This is a genomic window from Kitasatospora sp. NPDC059577, from assembly GCF_042735475.1.
Taxonomy (GTDB): Bacteria; Actinomycetota; Actinomycetes; order Streptomycetales; family Streptomycetaceae; genus Kitasatospora.
Genome location: NZ_JBHWBZ010000038.1, coordinates 46,342 through 65,733 on the forward strand (window position 1 = coordinate 46,342; position 19,392 = coordinate 65,733).

Sequence of the window (19,392 nt, forward strand, 5' to 3'; positions counted from 1 at the left end):
CGCGCGGCCCGGAACCGGTGAGCGGCGCGCGGCCCGGGAGCGCTGGGCCGCGCCGCTCGACCACGGTCGGGGCTACTTGCCGGCGGACGCCTCGGAGGTGACCGCCTCGGCCACGGTGGGGCGGTAGACGCCCATCTGCGGGTTCAGGACGTGGGCGCCGCTGGGCAGGGGGAAGTTCTTGGTGCCCGCGAGGGGCATGCCCTCGTCGTCGACCAGCACGTTGAACTCGTCGATGCCCGGGGTGGTGCCGGTGGTGGCGCCGCTCGGGTCGAGGTCGAGCACCACGTAGGCCTTCTGGCCCGCCGCGACCGGGTACCGCAGCGTGCCGCTGGCGAGGATCGGCTTGAGGTTGTTGCTCCGGTCCCGGGCGGTGGAGCTGCCCAGGTCGACCCCCGGGGTCGAGCTGAGGCTGCAGGCACTCGCACCGGTGTTGTGCACCTCGATCACCCACTGGCTCGGCGCCCCGGAGCGGGCCGTCGCCTGGACCGTGAGGTTCTCGATGTCGCACGGGCGGGCGTCGGTGCCGCCGCCACCACCCGCGCCACCGGGCCGGGTGCCGCCGGACGGGCTCGCGGCGGGCGGTGCCGACGCGGCCTTCGTGGCAGTGTGCGAGGCACCTCCGGTGGCCGGCGCACTCGGCGCGGGAGCACCGGAGGCCGGGCCGCCCGCCGTCGAGGGCGCGACGGTTGCCGCAGTGGTCGCGGAGGGCTTCGAGCCGCCGGCCGTGTCGGTGTTGTCGGGCCCGCAGGCGGTCAGCGCGAGCCCTGCCCCGACGACGAGGACGACGGAGGCGAGCAGCGGGCGACGGTTGCGGACGAACATGGTGGCTCCCCGGTGACGGTTCGTACTGACGTGCTCGGACAGTCCAAAGGACGCCCGCCCGACGGCATTTGGCTGCACGCGTGGCGTCACAGTCGTCAGGACATGACAGGGATGGGACTGTGACATTCGATCGGGTGCGACACGGTTGACACGGCGCGCCCCGGGATTGCGGAATTGTCCGTTCCACGACAGGGCGTGGACGACGCCGCGGGAAAAAGACGACAGGAGGTGTCGGGTTTCCCGGGGACGGTGGGGTGCCGGTCGCGTCGTGGTGACGCCGGCCGGGACGACGCACAGACAAGGACGACCCCCATGCGCGAAACACCCGCCGAGCTCCACCGCCTCCAAGTCCTCCTCGACACCTCGTTCTCCCGCTCCACGGCGCACCTGCGGTCGATCATCAGCAGCGAGCGCACCCTCACCGCCGGCCGGCTCACCGGCGTGCTCACCGGCATGTGCACCCTCGCGCTGTCCACCGTGACGGCGAAGGGCGAGCCGCGGGTCAGCGGCGTGGACGGCCACTTCCTGCACGGGACGTGGCACTTCGGCACCGCGCGCGACGCCGCGAAGGCCCGGCACCTCGCCGCCCGGCCGGCCGTCAGCGCCGCGCACCTGCGCGGGGAGGACCTGGGCGTGTTCACCCACGGCACCGTCGAGGTGCTCAACCCCCACCACGGCCGGCCGGCCCCCGACTGGCCGGACCTGCTCGCGTACTTCCGGGACTTCTACGGCGACGACGCCTTCGACTGGGACGACGGCGTGGTCTTCTACCGGCTGCATCCGCACTGGATGGCCGCGTTCGCCCCCGACCCCGCCGCGCTCGGCGGGACGGCGGACGGGGCATGACCGCGCCCGTGCCGGGCGGGCCCGTGCCGGTCCGGCTCGCACCGGATGGGTGCGGTCCGGCTCGCACGGGGCGGGCCCTTGCCGGTCCGGCTCGCACGGGCCGAACGGGCACGATGCCGAGGCGTCCGCCGCCACCACGACCGGGACCGACGGACGCCTCGGCCCGCTCCCCCCGCGGCACTGAGCCCATGGCGAGAATGGGGGCGAGCGGGTACTGCCGGCGTCATCCGTGCAGCAGCCGCGGCAGGTACGGCAGGCGACGGGACGGAGGGGCGACGTGCGGGCGAGCCGGGCCATCGCGCTGCTGTTGCTCCTCCAGGCCCGGCGGACGATGACCGCCACGGAACTCGCCGCCGAGCTGGAGGTTTCCGAACGCACCGTGCAGCGGGACGTCGCCGCGCTGATCGAGGCCGGGGTGCCGGTGTACGCCGAACGCGGCCGCGGCGGCGGCTACCGGCTCGTCGACGGCTACCGCACCCGCCTCACCGGTCTCGAACGCGCCGAAGCCGAAGTCCTGCACCTGGCCGGACTCCCGGGCCCGCTACGCGACATGGGCCTGGCCGGGCACGCCCTCGCCGCCCGGCTGAAGGTCGCCGCCGCCCTGGGCGACGCCCCCGCGGCCGCCACCCGGCGCTTCCACCTCGACGCACCGGCCTGGTTCCGCGACGCCGAGCCCCCGCCGCTGCTCGCCGAGGTGTCGCGCGCCGTCTGGGAGGACCGCATCCTCCGTGCCCGTTACGCGGCGCGCGCCGGCACCCGGGAGCGGCGGCTGGAGCCGTACGGCCTGGTCCTGAAGGCCGGGCAGTGGTACGTGGCGGCGCGCGGCCCGTCCGGCCGGGTCGGCTCGTACCGCGTCGACCGCTTCGAGACGGCCGAGGCCGGCGACGAACGGTTCGAACGCGACCCGGAGTTCGACCTCGCCGGCTACTGGGCCGCGGCGGCACGGGAGTTCGCCCGCTCGGTGCTGCGGGAGCGGGCGGTGGTCCGGCTCAGCCCGCTCGCCGTGGCGAACCTCGCCGTGCTGCTGGAACCGACCGCCGCCTCCGACGCCCTGGCCACCGCGGGCCCCCCGGACACCGACGGCTGGGTCACCGTGACCCTGCCGGTCGAGAGCTGGGACATCGGCTACCTCGAACTCCTCCGCCTCGGCCCGGAGGCCGAGGTCCTGCAGCCGCCCGAACTCCGGGCTCGTCTGACCGAGGCGACCCGCCGCGCCGCCGCCCTCTACGCTGACCGACCGTCCCGATCCTGACCGGCCGGCACCCGGACGCACAGGCGGGCGCACAGCCGGGCACACAGGCGGTGCCCTCCCCGGACGGGCCCGCACCGGACCTACTCGTCGGTAAACTTCCCGGCGGTCCGTTCGGCCCTCCGGACGACGACGGGACACCACGGGGGACACGCCACATGGAGATACGACTGCTCGGCCCGGTCGAGGTGGGACCGGACGCCGGGACGGACGGCCGCGGAGGCCCCGGGCCGCACGCCGCACCCGTCCGGCACGTGGGCGGGGCGCAGCGCCGTGCCGTCCTCGCCCTGCTCGCCCTGGAGTCCAACCGCACCGTCCCGGTCGGGCAGCTGGCCGAACTGCTGTGGGCCGACCGCCCGCCCGTCCGGGCGAGGGCCGCGCTACAGGGGCACATCGCCGCTCTCCGACGGTTGTTGGACGGTTCGGAGTTCGCCATCGCCACCCGCACCTGCGGCTACCGGCTCACCGGGCACACCGAGGCCGTGGACGTCGGGCAGGCCGAAGCCCTGGCCGCACGCGCCACCGGCACCGAGGACGACGCCACGGCCGCCGCGCTCCTCGAACGGGCCCTGCGGCTGTGGCGCGGCACCGCCCTCACCGGCCTGCCCGCCACCCCGCTCGGCGCCGACCTCGCCGCGCGGCTCGACGACACCCGCACCGGGCTGCTCACCGCCTGGGCCGGACGGCTGCTGCGCCTCGGGCGCGGGCACGCGGCCGTTCCCGCGCTGGAGCAGAGCGTGCGCGCGGACGGGCTGCGCGAGCCCACCGTGGCCCTGCTGGTCCGCTGCCTGCTGCAGAGCGGGCGCGCCGAGGACGCCCGGCACGCCTACCGACAGGCGGTCGCCCGCCTCGACGAGGCGCTCGGCCTCGCGGCGGGGCCGGAGCTCCGGGCCGCTTTGGCCGAGGTACCGACGGCCGACGGCCGTGGCAGGGGCGGGGGCGGGGGCGATGGTGACGGCAACCCGTCCGCCCCGGCGGTCGACCCACTCCCCGTCACCCCCTTCCCCAGCGCTCCCTTCCCCGTCACCCCCTTCCCCGGCGCTCCGGAGGGCTTCGTCGGCCGGGCCGCCGAGACGCAGTGGCTCGACCGCCGCTGCGGCACCGGCGCGAACGACGGTGGGATCGCCGCGGTGGTCGGGCCCGCCGGGGTCGGCAAGAGCGCGACCGTGCTGCACTGGGCCCATCGCGTCACGGCGGACCTCCCCGACGGCGGCCTGTTCCCCGACGGCCGGCTCTTCGCCGACCTGCGCGGCTTCGACCCGGCGGGCCCGGCCGACCCGGCGCAGGTCCTCGGCCGCTTCCTGACCGCCCTCGGCCTGCCCGAGCAGGCCGTCCCGGAGGGGCTCGCGGCCCGCGCCGCCCTGTTCCGCGAGCGGACCCGGCACCGCCGGCTGCTGGTGGTCCTCGACAACGCCCGCACGGCGGCCGACGTCGCCGAGCTGCGGCCCTCCGGTGCCGGGTGTCTGACCGTCGTCACCAGCCGCAACAGCCTGGAGGAGCTGGTCGTCACGGACGGCGCCTTCCTGCTCCGGATCGACGCGCTGCCCGCCGCGGACGCGCTCCGCCTGCTGGAGCACCGCCTGACGGCCGAACGGGTGGCGGCCGAGCCGGCCGCGGCCGCCCGGCTCGTCGACCTGTGCGACCGTCTCCCGCTCGCCCTGCAGCTCGCCACCGCTCGTCTCGCCGCCCGCCCGGGCTGGCAACTGTCTTCCCTGGTCGCCGAGTTGTCGGACGAGCAGGCCCGGCTGGGCGCCCTCGGGGCCGTCCGGGGAGCACTGAGCGTACGGGCCGTGCTCTCCCACACCTGCCGTCTGCTGCCCACGCCCGCCCGTCGCCTCCTCGCCCTGCTGACGGCGCATCCCGGGACCACCGTCGACGTGTACGCGGCCGCCGCCCTCCTCGCCGCCGACACCGGTGCCACCGACACCCGAAGCACGCACACCGGTGCCGCCGACACCCGGAGCGCTCGGCAGGCGCTCGGCGCCCTCGCCGCGCACCACCTGCTCACCGAGCCCTCGCCCGGCCGGTACGGCCGCCACGACCTCGTCCGGGCCTACGGGGCCGAGCTCTTCGCCCGGCTGCCCGCCGACCTGCGGAGCACCGCCTTCGCCCGGCTCGCCGACTACGAACTCGCCGCCGGCGGCCACGCGGTCCGCCGCACCAACCCGCACCACCGGCCGTACCTGCCGCCCGGGGCCGAGGCGTACGCGCTCCCACCCCTGCCCGACACCCGCGCCACGCTCGACTGGTGCCGCGCCGAGGAGCCCGTGCTGCGCGACCTCGTCACCACCGCCACCGCCCGGGGCGACCACGAACGCGCCTGGCGGCTGGCCAAGGTGACCGCGATCCTGTACTACGGCGCGGACCGGGTCGCCGATCGCCTCTCCTGTCTGCGGGCCGGCCTGCACGCCGCCCGGCTCGACGGCGGCCGGGAGGGCCTGGCCGCCATGGAGGCCGCCACCTCCTGCGCGCTCGGTTCCGCCGGCTACGTGGCCGAGGCGCTGCCGCTCGCCGTCCGGGCCGCCGACCGCACCACCCCCGAGGACGGCGACCTCCACATCCACGCGCTCTCGGTCCGTGCGTCGATGACCGCCCTGTCCGGGGACCCGGCCGGGGCGGACCGGATCGCCACCGCCGCCCTGGCCCTCATCCGGCGCACCGGGCTGCGGGAGCACGCCGCCACGGTCCTCAGCAACGCCGCCGCCATCAAGCTCACCCTCGGCGACCCGGCCGCCGCCCTCGCCCACGCCCGGCAGACCCACGCGCTGCTCCCGGGCCGGCCCGGCGCCAACGCCGCCATCTGGGCCCTGGTCAGCGAGGCCCTGGCCCACCAGGCCCTCGGCTCCGCGCAGAGCGCCGAGTTCGCCTGGCGCGACGCCCTGCAGCGCTGCCGCTCGACCGGCAACGTCCGCCTGCACGCCCTCGTCCACCAGCGGTTCGCCGACTTCCTCACGACGGACGGCCGCCCCGCCCGGGCCGCCGACCACCTCCGCGCCGCCGCCGAGCTCTACGCGGCGCACGGCGACGCCCCCCGCGCGGAGCAGCTCGACCGCGGCCTCACCGTGCCCTCCGGCGGCGGCCACGGGCAACGGCCCGGCCCGTCGTCCCCGGCCGGGCCCCAGTACCCGTTGACCCCGGGGCTCAGTACTCGTTCTTGATGACGAAGTACGACCCGCGGATGGTGCCGGCGAGCTTCGACTTCTGCCGTGCGAACTTGAACCGCTCGGCGAGCTCCTCCGGGACCTCCATGCCGTCCGAGAGCTTGAACCCGACCGCCCGCTTCTTGGGGTCGTCGACGGTGTACATCACGTTGACCGACAGACCGCTCTCGTAGAAGACGTAGGCCATCCGGATGTTCTCCACCTGGAAGGACGTGGCCTCCAGCGGCCGGGACTCGATGACGATCTCGCGTTCCTCCCGGAGGATCCGGTGCACCCAGTCGACGACGTCCCCGGCGTCGCCCGCCGGTTCCACCGTGAACACGTGGTCGTACTTGTTCTTGAAGTAGCGGGCCTCGTTCGCCCGCAGACCGGCGAGCGCGTCCGCGACCGGCGAGGACTCCAGACCGACGGTCGACACGGTGACGAAATCCACGGCATAGGTCATGGCAGGAATGGTCCCACCTCCGGCCCCCGCCCGCCGTGCGTCGCGGATGCGGCCGGCGTTCCGCGCCGACGCTCGGACAGCGCCTGCAGCGGCTTCTCACCCGGACACGTGCGGGCCTTCGTCGACGCCGAACTCGTGGGCAGGCGCCGGACGCACGCACCCGGCGGATACCGAAGCCTCTCGGTCGGCGTGCGCACCACCGACCGGTATCCCGGCGGCCCCGCCCTGTCCGAGCTGCTGAACAGGCCCAAGGCCGGTGTGTCGGGGGTCAGAAGCCGGTGAGGGTGGTCTTGCCGATGGCGGTGCCGCTTTCCTGGATGCCGTGGGCTTCGCGGAGGTTGGCGGCGTTGACGGGTCCGAGGTCCCGGGTAGCGGTGGTGGTGAGGATGCCGGCGTCCACCAGGCGGGCGACCTGGGTGAGGATGTGGTGCTGCATGGCCTGGTCGGTGGTCCGGAACATCGAGCGGGTGAACATGAACTCCCAGTGGAAGGAGATGCTCTTCGCCTTGAGTACGCCGATCGGCAGTGAGTCGAAGTCGTCGATGGCGACGATCTGCCCGAACGGGTTGAGGGCCTCGGCGTAGGCTTCGAGGTTGCGGTCGGTGCCGACGGTGCTGAAGACGTAGTCCAGGCCGCCCGGCGCGACCTCGGTGAGCTGGGGGCCGAGCGGCTTGGTGTGGTCGACGATGTGCCGGGCACCCATCCGGCGGGCGAATTCCGCCGACTCCGGGCGGGAGGCGGTGCCGATCACGGTCAGGCTGGTCAGGGCGCGCGCCATCTGGGCGACCATGGAGCCGACGCCGCCCGCGGCGGCGGTGACCAGCAGGGTGCCGGTCTGCTCCAGCGCACCGCTGCGCAGGCCGAGCCGCTCGAAGAGGCCCTCCCAGGCGGTGAGCGCGGTCAACGGGAACGCGGCCGCCTCGGTGAAGGAGATGGTCGCGGGCTTGCGTGCTGCCAGGCGCTCGTCCACGGCGTGGAAGCGGGAGTTGACTCCCGGCCGGTCCAGGGCTCCGGCGTAGTAGACCTCGTCGCCGACCGCGAACAGCTCCACCTCCGTGCCGACGGCGACGACGGTGCCGGCCGCGTCCCAGCCGAGCACCCTGGGCTCCCCGGCCGGGTCGGCGTTCTGGCGGATCTTGTGGTCCACCGGGTTGAGGGCGACGGCCTCGATGCGGACCAGCAGGTCGCGCGGGCCGGGGGTCGGGACGGGCAGCTCGATGTCGGTCAGGCTCTCGGGGTGGTCGATCGGCAGGCTCCTGCGGTAGGCGACGGCGGGCATCGTGCTCGGGATCCGGTTCATGGGAACGTCCTCGGGTCGGTGGTGCGGGCGGTGGTTCCGTGCGGTCACGGCAGCAGCTCGGGGCGGGTGGCGAGGTAGTGGTCGGCGGCCTGGAGGGGGGTGAGGCCGCCGGCGTTGATGAGAGTGTCGAGTTCCTCGATGCCCTCGTTGCCAAGGCGCAGCGAGTTCATCCGGGTGACGGCCTCGGGGTGGATGCGTTCGAGGGCGTCCAGGCGGATGACGGGGCAGGCCGCGTCCACGGTGCCGAGCAGGCCCTTGGGTTCGGCCAGGGGGCGCAGTCCGTGGAGGCGGTTGAGGTACTGGGGGCGCCACAGCGGGATGACGAACCACTCCTGCCGGGCGATGCCGCGTTCGACGCGGGTGAGGAAGCCGGCCTCGGTGCCGGGGGTGAAGCGGTAGCCGGCTCGGTCCAGCCCGTACGTGCCGATCATGTCGGCGGAGAAGCGGCTGATGCCCGCCCCCGCGTTGATGCCGTCGACTGTCCGGGTCATCCGTGCGGCCACCTCGGGCCGGGCGAGGTCGGCGACGCCGGCGACCGTTGCGGGGACGTACGGGGGCACGGCCCAGACGCAGTACGGCCTGTAGTACGGCGACAGGACGCGGACCTGATCGCGGTAGGACGACAGGTACGTGGCGTGGCTGGAGGGCAGCCAGGCGCAGACCAGCACATCGATCTCGCCGGCCGCCTGCCGGTGGAACAGTTCCTCGTGCGGGGCCTCCAGGACGCGCACCCGGTGGCCGTGGGCCTCCAGGACGCGCCGGGTGACGGCCGCCGCGGCGCGGTGGAAGGACAGGGCGATGGTGCCCAGGGTGAGGGGAGTCGGGGAGCTCATGGGAATGGGTCCTGCTTCGCTGACGTGGTTATCAGGTCGGCCCGTGACGTCCGGGCACGTCGGACACGGTATGCAACAGGTAGTGGTTACCCGCAAGGACCATTGGTACCCATTGGGTACTGTTGCGGCATGACGACGAATCCCGCAACTACCGCTGGTGCCTGCGACGACCCCAGGAGCGTCTACCTCGCCGCCTGCCCCTGCCGCGACATGCTCGACCTGCTCGCCAACAAATGGAGCGCCCTCGCACTCGGAGCCCTGGAGGACGGCCCCCAGCGCTTCGGCAAGCTGCGCACCCGTCTGCAGGGCGTCAGCCCCAAAGTCCTCACCCAGACCCTGCGCCGCCTGGAGGAACACGGCCTGGTCGACCGCGAGATCCACGCCGAGGTCCCGCCCCGCGTCGAGTACAGCCTCACCCCCCTCGGCGCCGACGCCTGCGCACCCCTCTCCCACCTGCGCAACTGGGTCGAACTCAACATCGACCGCTTCCCCGGGACCCTCGGCTGAAGGTCTTCGAAGGTCCGGGACACCGGAGCGTGGGAACGTGCGGTGATCTCCCGGGCCCGGACGACACCGCGGACTCCGCCGGCCCGGCGACGCATCCTCCCTGCGCCGACGCGGAATCCGCTGCACGATTCCGGAGAAGTCCGACCAGGTCCGCACCCGCAAGAAGCTGGGCGCCCGCGGCGGCCGTCCGCCGACGTTCCGGAAGGCCGACTACCGCGAGCGCCACGCGGTCGCGTCCGGGATCAACCGCCTCAAGCGCCACCGGGCGGGTGGCCCCGAGGTACGACAGGCTCGCCGTCCGCTACGGGGCCACCGTCACGATCGCCGTCATCATCGAGTGGCTCTGACCTTGCCGGCCAGACTCGGTCAGCAAGAAACGCAGTACCGCTGCACGTAGTGAGGCATTTAGCCTGTGGCGCATGCATCAGCCTCGAAGGCGCGACCGGCGCACGGCTCGCCGCGTGCCGTCCGAGCCGGCCCAACGCCAGGCGTTCCGGCTCACGGCAGCGGGCGCTGATGTAGTCCTGGTCGGCTACTTCTCCGCGAAGCAGAAGGACTTCGAAATGCTCATGGCATCGGCAGCTGCAGAATTGGGGGCGCGTGGCGCTCGGGTCGTCGTGCAGATTGTGCAGCGACGGGGTGTTTCGGACGGCGGGGTCCAGAAGATGAGCTTGCCCTACTCCTCGCGGACCCTGCTGAGCTATGGAAAGGTCCGCGAGGTAGCTCAGGCATGCGACCAGGCCAACGCTGACGCTGTGATCTTCGTTGCCACCTTGACCCGGCGCCAGCAGCGCACGCTGACAGACATGCTCGGCCGCCCCACTGCGAGTCTCACCGACATCCTCGCCGCCGACTGACCGCTCACCCGAGACGGGTTCTGAACATGCCCTGGAGCACCCGCGGGCCCCGGCCCGACGCCTGCGGCGATCTGTCACCGGAGGCGGGAGATCGAGAACGGGTATGCCGAACTCAAGAACCGTCTGCGCGGAGCCGGGTTCGTCCTACGCTCGAAGTCGCCCGAGCCGGCATGTCAGGAGGTCTGCGCACTCCTCACCGTCTACCAGGCACTGTGCGCGCTGGAGTTGCACGCCGCACGGCAGAGTGGCGTCGACCCCGACCGGATTTCCTTCACCGTGACCGTACAGCTCGCCCGACTGAAGGTCGCCAGCCAGGCGGCCGCAGACGCCGTCACGCCGGCGGCAGCGCGCAGCGAGGTCGTCTGGGAGCTCTTGGACGAGATTCGAGTGGACGGCCATGGTGCCCCGCTCGGGCGCGCAGGTGCTGATCCGCTGACATGGAGAGTCGTACGCTCGGGTCGCTCACCGCCTCGGAGACCCCGGCGGCAGCGACAGCCACCCAAGGCCGTGGCTGAGGCCAGTCCCTGAGCCTGGACTCCACGCACCGGCGACTCCACCGGAGCGTGGCTGAACGCGTACGGTCAGTCGGCCGCCGACGGCCGCCTCGTGTGGGCGGGTCGGCGGCGGCTTCACCGCCACCCATGTCGGCGCGACCAAGGGCACCGGCCACGTGCTTGCGGCGCTCGGCCTGTGACAGGCCGGGACGCCGGCCCCGTGCCGGGCCGCTGCGGCTGGGGGGAACCGGCGGACCGGCCTATTCCGTCACAAACTGAACAGATGCCTCTTTTTCAGGGTCAGCCCGGGGGAGGCCGCCGCAGCCCGATGCAGAAGGAGTGCCCGTGACACACCCCCTGGTGTCCCTCCCGCCGTCCGCCGCCGACCAGGCGTCATCCGGGGGGAGCCGGCAGCAGCCGTTCCCGCAGTGGAGCCGACGCCAGGTGGTCGCTGTCCTGCTGGTGGTCTTCGGTGGGTACCTCCTGCCCGTCGTGGGCTGGCTGGTCGGGGCCGTCGTGTGGCTGCTCGTCCCGGGGTGGACGAGGGCGTCGAAGATCGCGGGGATGCTCGTGTGGCCGCTGTGCACCCTCGGCCTGGTGGTCACCAGCGCTGCCGCGTACTGGCTGGTCCTTCCGCTCGGTGACCCCGTCTCCTCCGTGATCACCTCGCTCTTCCTGCTCGTTCCCAGCAGCTGGTTCCTGGTGCTGGTGGTCGCCGCCTGGTCCCTGCTGAAGGCAGGCACCGACCGCGCGCACGGGAGCGGCCGGTGAGGCGGGTCACGCGGGCCGCCGCCGCGACGGCGGTGGCGATGGCCCTGGGTGCCGCCGCCGCATGCGCACCCCGGGACCCGGGCCGGCCGGCCGCCAGGCCCACGGCATCGGCCCCGTCGATCACCGCCGGCCCGGTCGACGGACCCGACCTGCCCGAGGTGTCGCCCACGCCGCACGAGATCCGCCGCACCGGTGCGGACCTACCCGTTCCCCGCCGGGTCGACGTGCTCCATGACGACGGGGCCGACGACCAGGCGGTCACGGTGGTCACCCAGGCGCTGCGCGCGGCAGGGGTCGAGGTACGTACCGCAGGTATCGAGGAACAACCGTCCCGGCAAGCCGAGTTGACGCTGGTTCTGGGCCGGCGCGACGCTCCGCGCGTCAGGGAACTGCTGGCTCGCAGCGGAGCCTTCGGCCCTGGCGGCCTTCCCACCGAGGGCTACCAGATCACCTCCGGCACGGTGGACGGCCGCAACGGCATGGTGCTGGCCGGGCAGGACACGGCCGGCGTCTACTACGCGGCGCAGACCTTCACCCAGCTGATCCGTGACAGGACCCTCAGCGGAGCGACGGTCGTGGACTACCCCTCCATCCCCCGGCGTGGCGTGGTCGAGGGCTTCTACGGCACTCCCTGGACGCAGGCCCAGCGGCTGGACCAACTGGCCTTCTACGGCCGGATGAAGCTCAACACCTATCTGTATGCGCCCAAGGACGACCCGTACGGGCGCGACCGGTGGCGCGAGGACTACCCCGCCGCCCAGGCCGCGGAGCTGGCCGAACTCGCCCGGGCCGCCCGCGAGAACCACGTGGACTTCACCTACGCTCTCTCTCCCGGCAAGTCGATGTGCTACAGCTCGGCTGCCGACCGCGCCGCCGTCACCGGCAAACTGCGGTCCCTGTACCGGCTGGGGATACGCGACTTCGTGATGGCCTTCGACGACATCCACCCGCTGCCGGTGTGGAGCTGCGCCGCAGACCTGGCCCGCTGGGGACCGCTGAACGAACAGGCCATGGCCGCGGCCCAGAGCGAGCTCCTCGACCGCGTCCAGCACGACGTCGTGGACCAGTACCCCGACGTGCGACCGCTGCAGATGGTCCCCACCCAGTACAGCGACCTGAAGGACACTCCGTACAAGAAGACACTGCGCCGCACACTGGACGGCCGGATCGCGATGATGTGGACCGGCGCGGACGTCGTACCCACCAGCGTCACCGCCCAGCAGGCCCACGACGCCACGGACGTGTGGGGCCGTGAGGTGACCCTGTGGGACAACTACCCCACCAACGACTACGACCACGCGGCCGGACGCCTGCTGCTCGCCCCCTACGCACGCCGCGCCCCCACCCTGGACGAACACCTCACCGGCATCGTCCTCAACCCCATGAACCAGGCCTCGGCCAGCAAGCCGGTCCTGTTCACCGGCGCCGACTACGCCTGGAACACCCGCGCCTACACCCCCGAGGCCAGCCTCCGGGCCGCTGCCCGCTACCTCGCCGCAGGCGATCCCTCCACCACCGACGCCCTGACCCTCTTCTTCGACACCCAGCACCTCGCCCCCAGCTGGGACGGCACCCCCTGGCAGCCGCAGGCCCCCGAACTGCAGGCCCGCATCGACCGCTTCCAGGCCGACTGGAAGGCCGGCCGCCAACGGAACGCCGCACAGGAACTGGGCCGCTACGCCCGCTCCATGGCCGCCGCCCCCGAGCAGATCCGCGCCCATGTGCCCGATGCGGGCCTGGCGGCCGAGGCGAAACCCTGGCTGGACGCCCTCGCCCTGTGGGGACAGGCCCTGACCGACACCAGCGACGCCCTGCTGGCCCGCCTCGACGGTGACACGGCCCGCGCCGAACAGCTCTCCTCCCGCTCCCGCGATTACGCCGGACAAGCCGCCGGCCGGCACACCGTGCCGGGCGCCACCCGCCCCCAAGGCCCCGTCAAAATCGCCGACGGCGTGCTCGACACCTTCCTCGAACAAGCCCCCACCTGACCCGCCACACGGGGGGTGACGGCCGTCACCACCGGCCGCGCAGCGGGAACGCGGACAGGGCCCGGTCCTCCCGGCTTCCGCGCCCGCTACTGCGCGGGTGTGATGGGACCGTAGTGGCCGTCGTAGCGGTGGTAGCGGACGTTGCCCCGCCCGGTGGCGGCATCGGTGAAGAAGGAACGTGGTTTCAGACTGCCGGGTGCCGGGCGGCACCGTCGTCGGCCGGACGTCCCGCCGGCAGGGCCCCGGGGCCCTTCTCTCCGCCGCCGGGGGCGGCGCGGACGGTGGTCCCGGTGGTGCCCAGGACGGTGCCGAGGGCGTTGTCGAGCGGCCCGATGGCGGCCAGTCCTCCGGTCCGTTCGACGAATGCGGCGGCAGCCTCGGCCTTGGGCCGCATCGAGCCTTCGGGCAGGTCCAGTGCGCGCAGGCGCTCGGGGGTGGTGGTCACCAGCGGGCCGGGGTGGGCGGTGCCGTAGCGGGTGAACACGTGTGTGACGTCGGTGAGGATGACCAGGGCGTCGGCGTCGAGGTGCTCGGCGAGGAGGGCGGCGGTGAGGTCCTTGTCGACGACGGCCTCGACGCCCCGGAACCGGCCGGTGTCGCGGTCGCGGGCGACCGGGACGCCCCCGCCGCCTCCGCAGATCACCACCGTTCCGCCTGCCAGCAGGCGGCGGACGACGGGTACTTCGAGCACCGCCCGTGGTTCGGGCGAGGGGACGACGCGGCGGCGGTGCGCACCGTCCTGCGCAGTGGTCCAGCCGCGCTCGCGCTCCAGGGTCCGGGCCTGCTGCACACCGAGTTGCCCGCCGATGAACTTGGTGGGGTGGGTGAACGCCGGGTCGCGCGGGTCGACCTCGGTGTGGGTGACGAGAGCGGCGACCTCCCGGCCGGGGAGCCGGTTCATCAGCTCCCGGGCGAGCAGGGTGCCGATCATGCCCTGGGTCTGGGCGCCGAGCACGTCCAGCGGGTACGGGGCGGTGAGCCCCGGGTCGGTCTCGCTCTCGACGGCGAGCAGGCCGATCTGCGGGCCGTTGCCGTGGGTGATCACCACCTCGTGCCCGGCGTCGACGAGCTCGGCGAGCGAGCGGGCCGCCTGGTGGACGTGGCGCAACTGGACTGCGGCGTCCGGGTGTTCGCCCCGCTGGAGCAGGGCGTTCCCGCCGAGGGCGGCGACGATGCGCACGGTCAGTCCCTCCCCAGGGTGGCGACCAGGATCGCCTTGATGGTGTGCATCCGGTTCTCGGCCTGGTCGAACACCAGCGAGGCCGGCGACTCGAAGACCTCGTCGGTGACTTCGAGCCCGTCCAGTCCGTGCCGGGCGGCGAGTTCGGCGCCGAGGTCGGTGCGGGTGTCGTGCAGGGCCGGCAGACAGTGCAGGAAGGCCGTGTCCGGGTTGCCGGTGGCGGCGAGGATCTTGGCGTTGACCTGGTACGGCAGCAGCTGTGCGATCCGGTCGGGCCAGTGGTCGTGGTCCTCGCCCATCGAGACCCACACGTCGGTGTAGAGGTAGTCGGCGCCGCGCACGGCCTCGGTCACGTCCTCGGTGACGGTCAGCCGGGCCCCGGTGTGCGGCGCGAGCGCCCGGCACGCGGCGACGCGCTCCGGCTCGGGCCACAGTGCGCGCGGCGCGGCGATCCGGACGTCCATGCCGAGCAGGCTTCCCATCGCCATCAGCGAGTTGGCGGTGTTGTTGCGGGCGTCGCCGAGGTAGCAGAAGGAGATCTCCTCCAGCGGCCGGCCGCTGTGCTCGCGCATCGTGAAGACGTCGCACAGGCTCTGGGTGGGGTGGCAGGCGTCGGTGAGGCCGTTGTAGACCGGCACTCCGGCGTGGCGGGCGAGTTCGGTGACGGTCCCCTGGTCGAAGCCGCGGTACTGGATGGCGTCGTACATCCGGCCGAGGACGCGGGCGGTGTCGGCGACACTCTCCTTGTGGCCGATGTGGGAGCTGTCCGGGCCGAGGTAGGTGGTGGTGGCGCCCTGGTCGGCCGCGGCGACCTCGAAGGCGCAGCGGGTGCGGGTGGAGTTCTTCTCGAAGATCAGGGCGAGGCGGCGGCCGGTGAGCCGGGGCGTCTCGGTGCCGGCCCGCTTCGCGGCCTTCAGCTCGGCGGCGAGGTCGAGCAGGTGGTGCATCTCGGCGGCGGTGAAGTCGAGCTCGTTCAGGTAGTGGCGGCCGTGCAGGTCCGTGGTCATGGCGGCTTCTCCTCGTGGGGGGGTCAGTTGGCGGGGTCGCGCTGGACGGGGCAGCTCATGCAGCGCGGGCCGCCGCGGCCCCGGCCGAGCTCGGATCCGGCGATGGTGACGATCTCGATGCCCTGCTTGCGCAGGTGGGTGTTGGTGGTGGTGTTGCGCTCGTAGCCGACGACGACGCCGGGTTCGAGGGCGAGGAAGTTGCTGCCGTCGTCCCACTGTTCGCGCTCGGCGGCGCGCATGTCCTGCGCGGCCGAGAGGAAGCGCACCTTGTCCAGACCGAGGGCCTCGGCGAGCGAGGCGGCGAGATCGGTGTCGGGGCGGACGTCGAAGCCGGCCGGCTGTTCCGGGGCCGGCGTCAGGGTCCAGGAGCGCAGCCGGTCGGCGAGGCCCGGGTACACGGCGAAGGCGTCCCGGTCGATCATCGTCAGGACCGTGTCCAGGTGCATGAAGGCGCGGCTCTCGGGCAGCCGGACGGCGATCAGCCGGTGCGCGGTGCCGGTCAGGAACAGCTGCCGGGCGAGGGTCTCCACGGCCTGCGCGGTGGTGCGCTCACCCATCCCGACCATCACGACGCCCTCGGCGAGGACGTGGACGTCGCCGCCTTCCAGGGTGCTGCCCGGGGTCTGGACGGTGCCGTCGAGCAGCGGGGGCGCCGTCTCGGCGAACAGCGGGTGGAAGCGGTAGATCGCCGCGGTGTGCAGGGTCTCCCGGCGGCGGGCCGGGCGGGCCATCGGATTGAGGCTGTAACGCCCGCCGATCCAGGCGGAGTTGTCGCGCGGGAAGAGGTGGTTGGGAAGCGGCGGCAGGGCGAAGTCCTGCTCCCCCAGCGCGCTCCAGACCAGGCTGTGCGGGCTCTTCAGCGGCAGGTCGTCCTTGAGGACGCCGCCGATCAGGTACTCGGCGAGGGTCGGGCCGTCGAGGTCCTCGCACAGCGCCCGGACCGGGTCGACCAGGGCGGGCCCGACGGTGGCCTCGGTGACGATCTGTCCGAGCAGCCAGGCCCGGGCCGGTGGCAGGGCGAGGGTCTCGCCGAGCAGGTCGGCGTAGTGGTGGACGCGGACTCCGTGGTCGCGCAGCACCTGGGCGAAGGCGTCGTGCTCCTCGCGGGCGCGCTTGGCCCACAGGATGTCGTCGAACAGCAGATCGTCGACGTTGCGGGGGGTGAGCCGGGCGAGTTCCAGGCCGGGGCGGTGCAGGATGACCTGGCGCAGGCGGCCGGCTTCGGAGTCGACACGCAGGGTGTTCATCGATGGTGCTCCTTGTTCTCAGTGCTGGTGCCGCGGGCGCAGCGCGCGGAGGATGATCGTCGGCAGGCCGACGGGGTGGGACGTGCGGGCCGCCGGTGCGGGGTCGGCCGTGCCGGGGCCGCGGGGCGCTGCCGGGGCCGTGGCGTTCCCGCTGTGCTCCCGCTTGAGCCAGATGTAGACCGGAATGCCGAGCAGGACGGTGAACAGGCCGTAGTAGACGGTCTGGTAGCCGCTGCCCTGGATCGACCAGTAGGAGAACACCAGGGCGAGGACGGTGACGGTGGCGTCCCGGGCCAGCCGTCGCCGGTCGAGCTCGGCGCGGCCGCGCTGCGCCAGCCAGAGCAACTGGGCGGCCGCGGACACCAGGTAGGGGATGACGGCGGTGAGCACGCTCAGCAGCACGATCTCGGTGAAGACCTTGGTGAACTGCGTGTAGCTGACCACGGTGAGCAGCGACGCGAGCAGGGTGGCCGACACGATGCCGAAGACGGGCACCTGGCCGTGTCCCCGGACCTTGGCGAAGGCGGGCGGGAACAGTCCGTCCCGGGCCGCCGCGAGCGGCATCTCGGCGCAGATCAGCGTCCAGCCGTTGAGTGCCCCGAGGCCGGAGACGATCGCGGCGGCGGCGACCAGGTTCCCGGCCCAGGTGCCGCCGGCGATGGTGTTGAAGGCGTCGGTGAACGGTGCGGTGGAGCCGACGAGTCGGCCGTGCGGGACGGTGCCGAAGACGGCCAGGGTGCCGAGCAGGTAGATCGCGGCGCAGGCCAGGGTGCCGTAGACGGTCGCCCGGGGCACGTTGCGCTTCGGGTCCCGGACCCGGCCGGCGGCGACCGAGGCGGTCTCCAGGCCGATGTAGCTGAAGAGAGCGATGGCGCCCGCCGCCGAGATCGCGCCGATGGCCGAGCCCCCGCTCGCGTTGAAGGCCCCGAGGTTGCCGGACTTGACGAACAGCAGTCCGGCGGTCGCCATGAAGCCCAACGGCAGGAACTTGAGCACGGTGGTGACGACCTGGAACGCGCCGATGTTCCGTACGCCCGTCAGGTTGACGGCCGCGGGCAGCCAGAGCCCGGCCAGCGCGATCGTGATCGAGGCCCAGGTGTGGTGGCCCTTGTTCACGAACACCTCGACGTAGCCGACCCAGGCCACCACGATGGCCGCGTTGCCCGCCCAGGCGGTGATCCAGTAGGACCAGGCGGTCAGGAACCCGGCGAACTCGCCGAAGGCCTCCCGGGCGTAGACGTACGGACCGCCGCTGCCCGGCACCCGCTCGGACAGTCGACCGAACACCACCGCCAGTGCGAGGGCGCCGACGGTCACGGCGACGAACGCCACCAGGGCGATCGGCCCGTAGGGAGCGAGCGCGGACGGCAGGGCGAACACCCCGGTCCCGATGATGCTGCCGACGACCAGCGCGGTCGCGGCGGGCAGCCCGAATCGTGTGTCGGTTCTCCGTTGCCCCGGGGCCGCGGCGGCGGCCGGTGGATCCGGGTGGTCGGGTGCGGACATGAGGGTGCTCCTCGATCGGGGTGGAAGGTGCGGGCGGCCTTGCCCACCGCTCGCCGAGAAAGATCCTGGGTCCGCCGGGAGGTTCCGTCCCAGGGGCCGACGGTCCCTGTCGCCCGTGCCCGCGGTCCCGGTCCGTCTCCCCGGTGGTCCCGGATCACCCCGGGACCACCGGGGTCCGGCGCCGGCCCGCCGCGGTCGACCCGTCGAGATGGCGCACGCGGGCGCACGGCCCGCTCCCTCGGCCGGAACGAACACGATCGGAGCGAACAGGGCCGGAACGAACAGGGCCGGACGGCCCTGTCGAAACTGTCCCGGTCACGCCAGACTTCGCGTAGGTTTCACACAGCCTGCCACCGGGGCGGGCCCACGGGGTTGGAGCGGTGATGACGGAGAGTCCGAGGGCTGGGACGAACGGCTCGGTGAGGGTGTTCCTGCTGGACGACCACGAGGTGGTCCGCCGTGGCGTGCACGACCTGCTGGACGCCGAGCCGGACCTCCGGGTGATCGGCGAGGCCGCCACGGTCGAGCAGGCGCTCACCCGGATCCCCGCGCTCCGCCCCGACGTCGCCGTCCTCGACATGCGGCTGCCGGACGGCGACGGTGTGACGGTCTGCCGCGAACTGCGCTCCCGCATGCCCGAACTGGCTTGTCTGATCCTCACCTCGTTCGACGACGAGGAGGCCCTCCTGGACGCCATCATGGCCGGGGCCGCCGGCTACGTCCTCAAGCAGATCAGCGGAACCGACCTGGTCTCCGCCGTGCGCACGGTCGCCTCCGGCCAGTCGATGCTCGACCCCGGCGCCGCCACCCGGCTGATGGCCCGCCTGCGCGGCGACGCCGTCACCGAGCAGCGCTCCGACCTGCCCCAGCTCACCGAACGGGAGCGGGAGGTCCTCGCTCTGGTCGGCGAGGGGCTCACCAACCGCCAGATCGGTCAGCGGCTCTATCTCGCCGAGAAGACCGTCAAGAACCACATCTCCCGTCTGCTGGCCAAACTCGGCGTGGAACGGCGCGTCCAGGCCGCCCTGATCGCCACCCAGACCCTGGGTCCCCACGGGCAGCCGACCGGCCGGCCCGGCCGCTGAGCCGGCCGTCCCGGGGCACCGGTCGCCCCGGCCGGGTCCGGTCGGCATCCCCGCCGGGGACCAACGGCCCCTCCCCCGGTGCCCGATGCGGCGA

The 19,392-nt window shown here is 73.3% G+C and carries 16 protein-coding genes; 8 read left to right on the forward strand and 8 right to left on the reverse strand.

Annotated features, from left to right (window positions below):
• Window positions 1-72: 72 nt before the first annotated feature.
• Window positions 73-822 carry a DUF4232 domain-containing protein gene (locus ACFV0O_RS26065; RefSeq protein ID WP_380345785.1) on the reverse strand — a complete coding sequence of 250 codons (750 nt, stop codon included), beginning with the start codon at window positions 820-822 and terminating at the stop codon, window positions 73-75.
• 312 nt (window positions 823-1,134) lie between these two features.
• Between ACFV0O_RS26065 and ACFV0O_RS26070 the strand changes: the two genes are divergently transcribed.
• The 3 genes from ACFV0O_RS26070 (at window position 1,135) to ACFV0O_RS26080 (ending at window position 6,075) form a co-directional block, all read left to right on the forward strand.
• Entirely contained in the window at window positions 1,135-1,668 is a 534-nt protein-coding gene (locus ACFV0O_RS26070; RefSeq protein WP_380345787.1) for a pyridoxamine 5'-phosphate oxidase family protein, read from the forward strand.
• Between the two features lie 277 nt (window positions 1,669-1,945).
• Window positions 1,946-2,920: a helix-turn-helix transcriptional regulator gene (locus ACFV0O_RS26075; protein WP_380345789.1), complete on the forward strand. Its 975-nt coding sequence runs from the start codon at window positions 1,946-1,948 to the stop codon at window positions 2,918-2,920.
• 155 nt (window positions 2,921-3,075) lie between these two features.
• Window positions 3,076-6,075, forward strand: a complete 3,000-nt coding sequence (locus tag ACFV0O_RS26080) for a BTAD domain-containing putative transcriptional regulator (protein ID WP_380345790.1) — start codon at window positions 3,076-3,078, stop codon at window positions 6,073-6,075.
• Here ACFV0O_RS26080 and ACFV0O_RS26085 read toward each other — a convergent pair.
• The 3 genes from ACFV0O_RS26085 to ACFV0O_RS26095 all read right to left on the reverse strand — a co-directional run bounded on the left by ACFV0O_RS26085 (window position 6,059) and on the right by ACFV0O_RS26095 (window position 8,656).
• Window positions 6,059-6,523 carry a phage tail protein gene (locus ACFV0O_RS26085; protein ID WP_380345792.1) on the reverse strand — a complete coding sequence of 155 codons (465 nt, stop codon included), beginning with the start codon at window positions 6,521-6,523 and terminating at the stop codon, window positions 6,059-6,061. The two genes, ACFV0O_RS26080 and ACFV0O_RS26085, sit on opposite strands and share 17 nt — an antisense overlap.
• Window positions 6,524-6,791: 268 nt before the next feature.
• Complete coding sequence (locus ACFV0O_RS26090; RefSeq protein WP_380345793.1) at window positions 6,792-7,823, reverse strand: zinc-binding alcohol dehydrogenase family protein; 1,032 nt, start codon at window positions 7,821-7,823, stop codon at window positions 6,792-6,794.
• Between the two features lie 44 nt (window positions 7,824-7,867).
• Entirely contained in the window at window positions 7,868-8,656 is a 789-nt protein-coding gene (locus tag ACFV0O_RS26095; protein ID WP_380345795.1) for a glycine betaine ABC transporter substrate-binding protein, read from the reverse strand.
• Window positions 8,657-8,785: 129 nt separating this feature from the next.
• On the opposite strand from ACFV0O_RS26095, the gene ACFV0O_RS26100 reads away from it, so the two are divergent.
• The 4 genes from ACFV0O_RS26100 to ACFV0O_RS26115 all read left to right on the forward strand — a co-directional run bounded on the left by ACFV0O_RS26100 (window position 8,786) and on the right by ACFV0O_RS26115 (window position 13,273).
• Entirely contained in the window at window positions 8,786-9,163 is a 378-nt protein-coding gene (locus ACFV0O_RS26100; RefSeq protein ID WP_380345796.1) for a winged helix-turn-helix transcriptional regulator, read from the forward strand.
• A gap of 419 nt (window positions 9,164-9,582) precedes the next feature.
• Entirely contained in the window at window positions 9,583-10,020 is a 438-nt protein-coding gene (locus ACFV0O_RS26105; RefSeq protein ID WP_380345797.1) for a hypothetical protein, read from the forward strand.
• A gap of 839 nt (window positions 10,021-10,859) precedes the next feature.
• Entirely contained in the window at window positions 10,860-11,285 is a 426-nt protein-coding gene (locus tag ACFV0O_RS26110; RefSeq protein ID WP_380345799.1) for a hypothetical protein, read from the forward strand.
• Complete coding sequence (locus ACFV0O_RS26115) at window positions 11,282-13,273, forward strand: beta-N-acetylglucosaminidase domain-containing protein (protein ID WP_380345801.1); 1,992 nt, start codon at window positions 11,282-11,284, stop codon at window positions 13,271-13,273. Before ACFV0O_RS26110 ends, ACFV0O_RS26115 begins: the two co-directional genes overlap by 4 nt.
• Before the next feature lie 184 nt (window positions 13,274-13,457).
• On the opposite strand, the gene ACFV0O_RS26120 is transcribed toward ACFV0O_RS26115, so the two are convergent.
• From ACFV0O_RS26120 to ACFV0O_RS26135, 4 genes are read right to left on the reverse strand one after another with little or no spacing between them, the layout of a single operon-like run.
• Window positions 13,458-14,453 carry a carbamate kinase gene (locus ACFV0O_RS26120; RefSeq protein WP_380345803.1) on the reverse strand — a complete coding sequence of 332 codons (996 nt, stop codon included), beginning with the start codon at window positions 14,451-14,453 and terminating at the stop codon, window positions 13,458-13,460.
• A gap of 2 nt (window positions 14,454-14,455) precedes the next feature.
• Window positions 14,456-15,460, reverse strand: a complete 1,005-nt coding sequence (gene argF, locus ACFV0O_RS26125; protein ID WP_380345805.1) for an ornithine carbamoyltransferase — start codon at window positions 15,458-15,460, stop codon at window positions 14,456-14,458.
• A gap of 23 nt (window positions 15,461-15,483) precedes the next feature.
• Window positions 15,484-16,707, reverse strand: a complete 1,224-nt coding sequence (locus ACFV0O_RS26130; protein ID WP_380345807.1) for an arginine deiminase — start codon at window positions 16,705-16,707, stop codon at window positions 15,484-15,486.
• 18 nt (window positions 16,708-16,725) lie between these two features.
• Complete coding sequence (locus tag ACFV0O_RS26135) at window positions 16,726-18,213, reverse strand: amino acid permease (protein ID WP_380345809.1); 1,488 nt, start codon at window positions 18,211-18,213, stop codon at window positions 16,726-16,728.
• Window positions 18,214-18,596: 383 nt separating this feature from the next.
• Here ACFV0O_RS26135 and ACFV0O_RS26140 point away from each other — a divergent pair, with 383 nt between their 5' ends.
• Window positions 18,597-19,298 carry a response regulator gene (locus ACFV0O_RS26140; RefSeq protein ID WP_380345811.1) on the forward strand — a complete coding sequence of 234 codons (702 nt, stop codon included), beginning with the start codon at window positions 18,597-18,599 and terminating at the stop codon, window positions 19,296-19,298.
• The last annotated feature ends 94 nt before the right edge of the window (window positions 19,299-19,392 follow it).

Bases quoted from the DNA above. Each gene is read 5' to 3' on its own strand.
- ACFV0O_RS26065 (WP_380345785.1), bottom strand. From the start codon at position 822: ATGTTCGTCCGCAACCGTCGCCCGCTGCTCGCCTCCGTCGTCCTCGTC.
- ACFV0O_RS26070 (WP_380345787.1), top strand. From the start codon at position 1,135: ATGCGCGAAACACCCGCCGAGCTCCACCGCCTCCAAGTCCTCCTCGAC.
- ACFV0O_RS26080 (WP_380345790.1), top strand. From the start codon at position 3,076: ATGGAGATACGACTGCTCGGCCCGGTCGAGGTGGGACCGGACGCCGGG.
- ACFV0O_RS26085 (WP_380345792.1), bottom strand. From the start codon at position 6,523: ATGACCTATGCCGTGGATTTCGTCACCGTGTCGACCGTCGGTCTGGAG.
- ACFV0O_RS26090 (WP_380345793.1), bottom strand. From the start codon at position 7,823: ATGAACCGGATCCCGAGCACGATGCCCGCCGTCGCCTACCGCAGGAGC.
- ACFV0O_RS26095 (WP_380345795.1), bottom strand. From the start codon at position 8,656: ATGAGCTCCCCGACTCCCCTCACCCTGGGCACCATCGCCCTGTCCTTC.
- ACFV0O_RS26100 (WP_380345796.1), top strand. From the start codon at position 8,786: ATGACGACGAATCCCGCAACTACCGCTGGTGCCTGCGACGACCCCAGG.
- ACFV0O_RS26105 (WP_380345797.1), top strand. From the start codon at position 9,583: ATGCATCAGCCTCGAAGGCGCGACCGGCGCACGGCTCGCCGCGTGCCG.
- argF (WP_380345805.1), bottom strand. From the start codon at position 15,460: ATGACCACGGACCTGCACGGCCGCCACTACCTGAACGAGCTCGACTTC.
- ACFV0O_RS26130 (WP_380345807.1), bottom strand. From the start codon at position 16,707: ATGAACACCCTGCGTGTCGACTCCGAAGCCGGCCGCCTGCGCCAGGTC.
- ACFV0O_RS26135 (WP_380345809.1), bottom strand. From the start codon at position 18,213: ATGTCCGCACCCGACCACCCGGATCCACCGGCCGCCGCCGCGGCCCCG.
- ACFV0O_RS26140 (WP_380345811.1), top strand. From the start codon at position 18,597: ATGACGGAGAGTCCGAGGGCTGGGACGAACGGCTCGGTGAGGGTGTTC.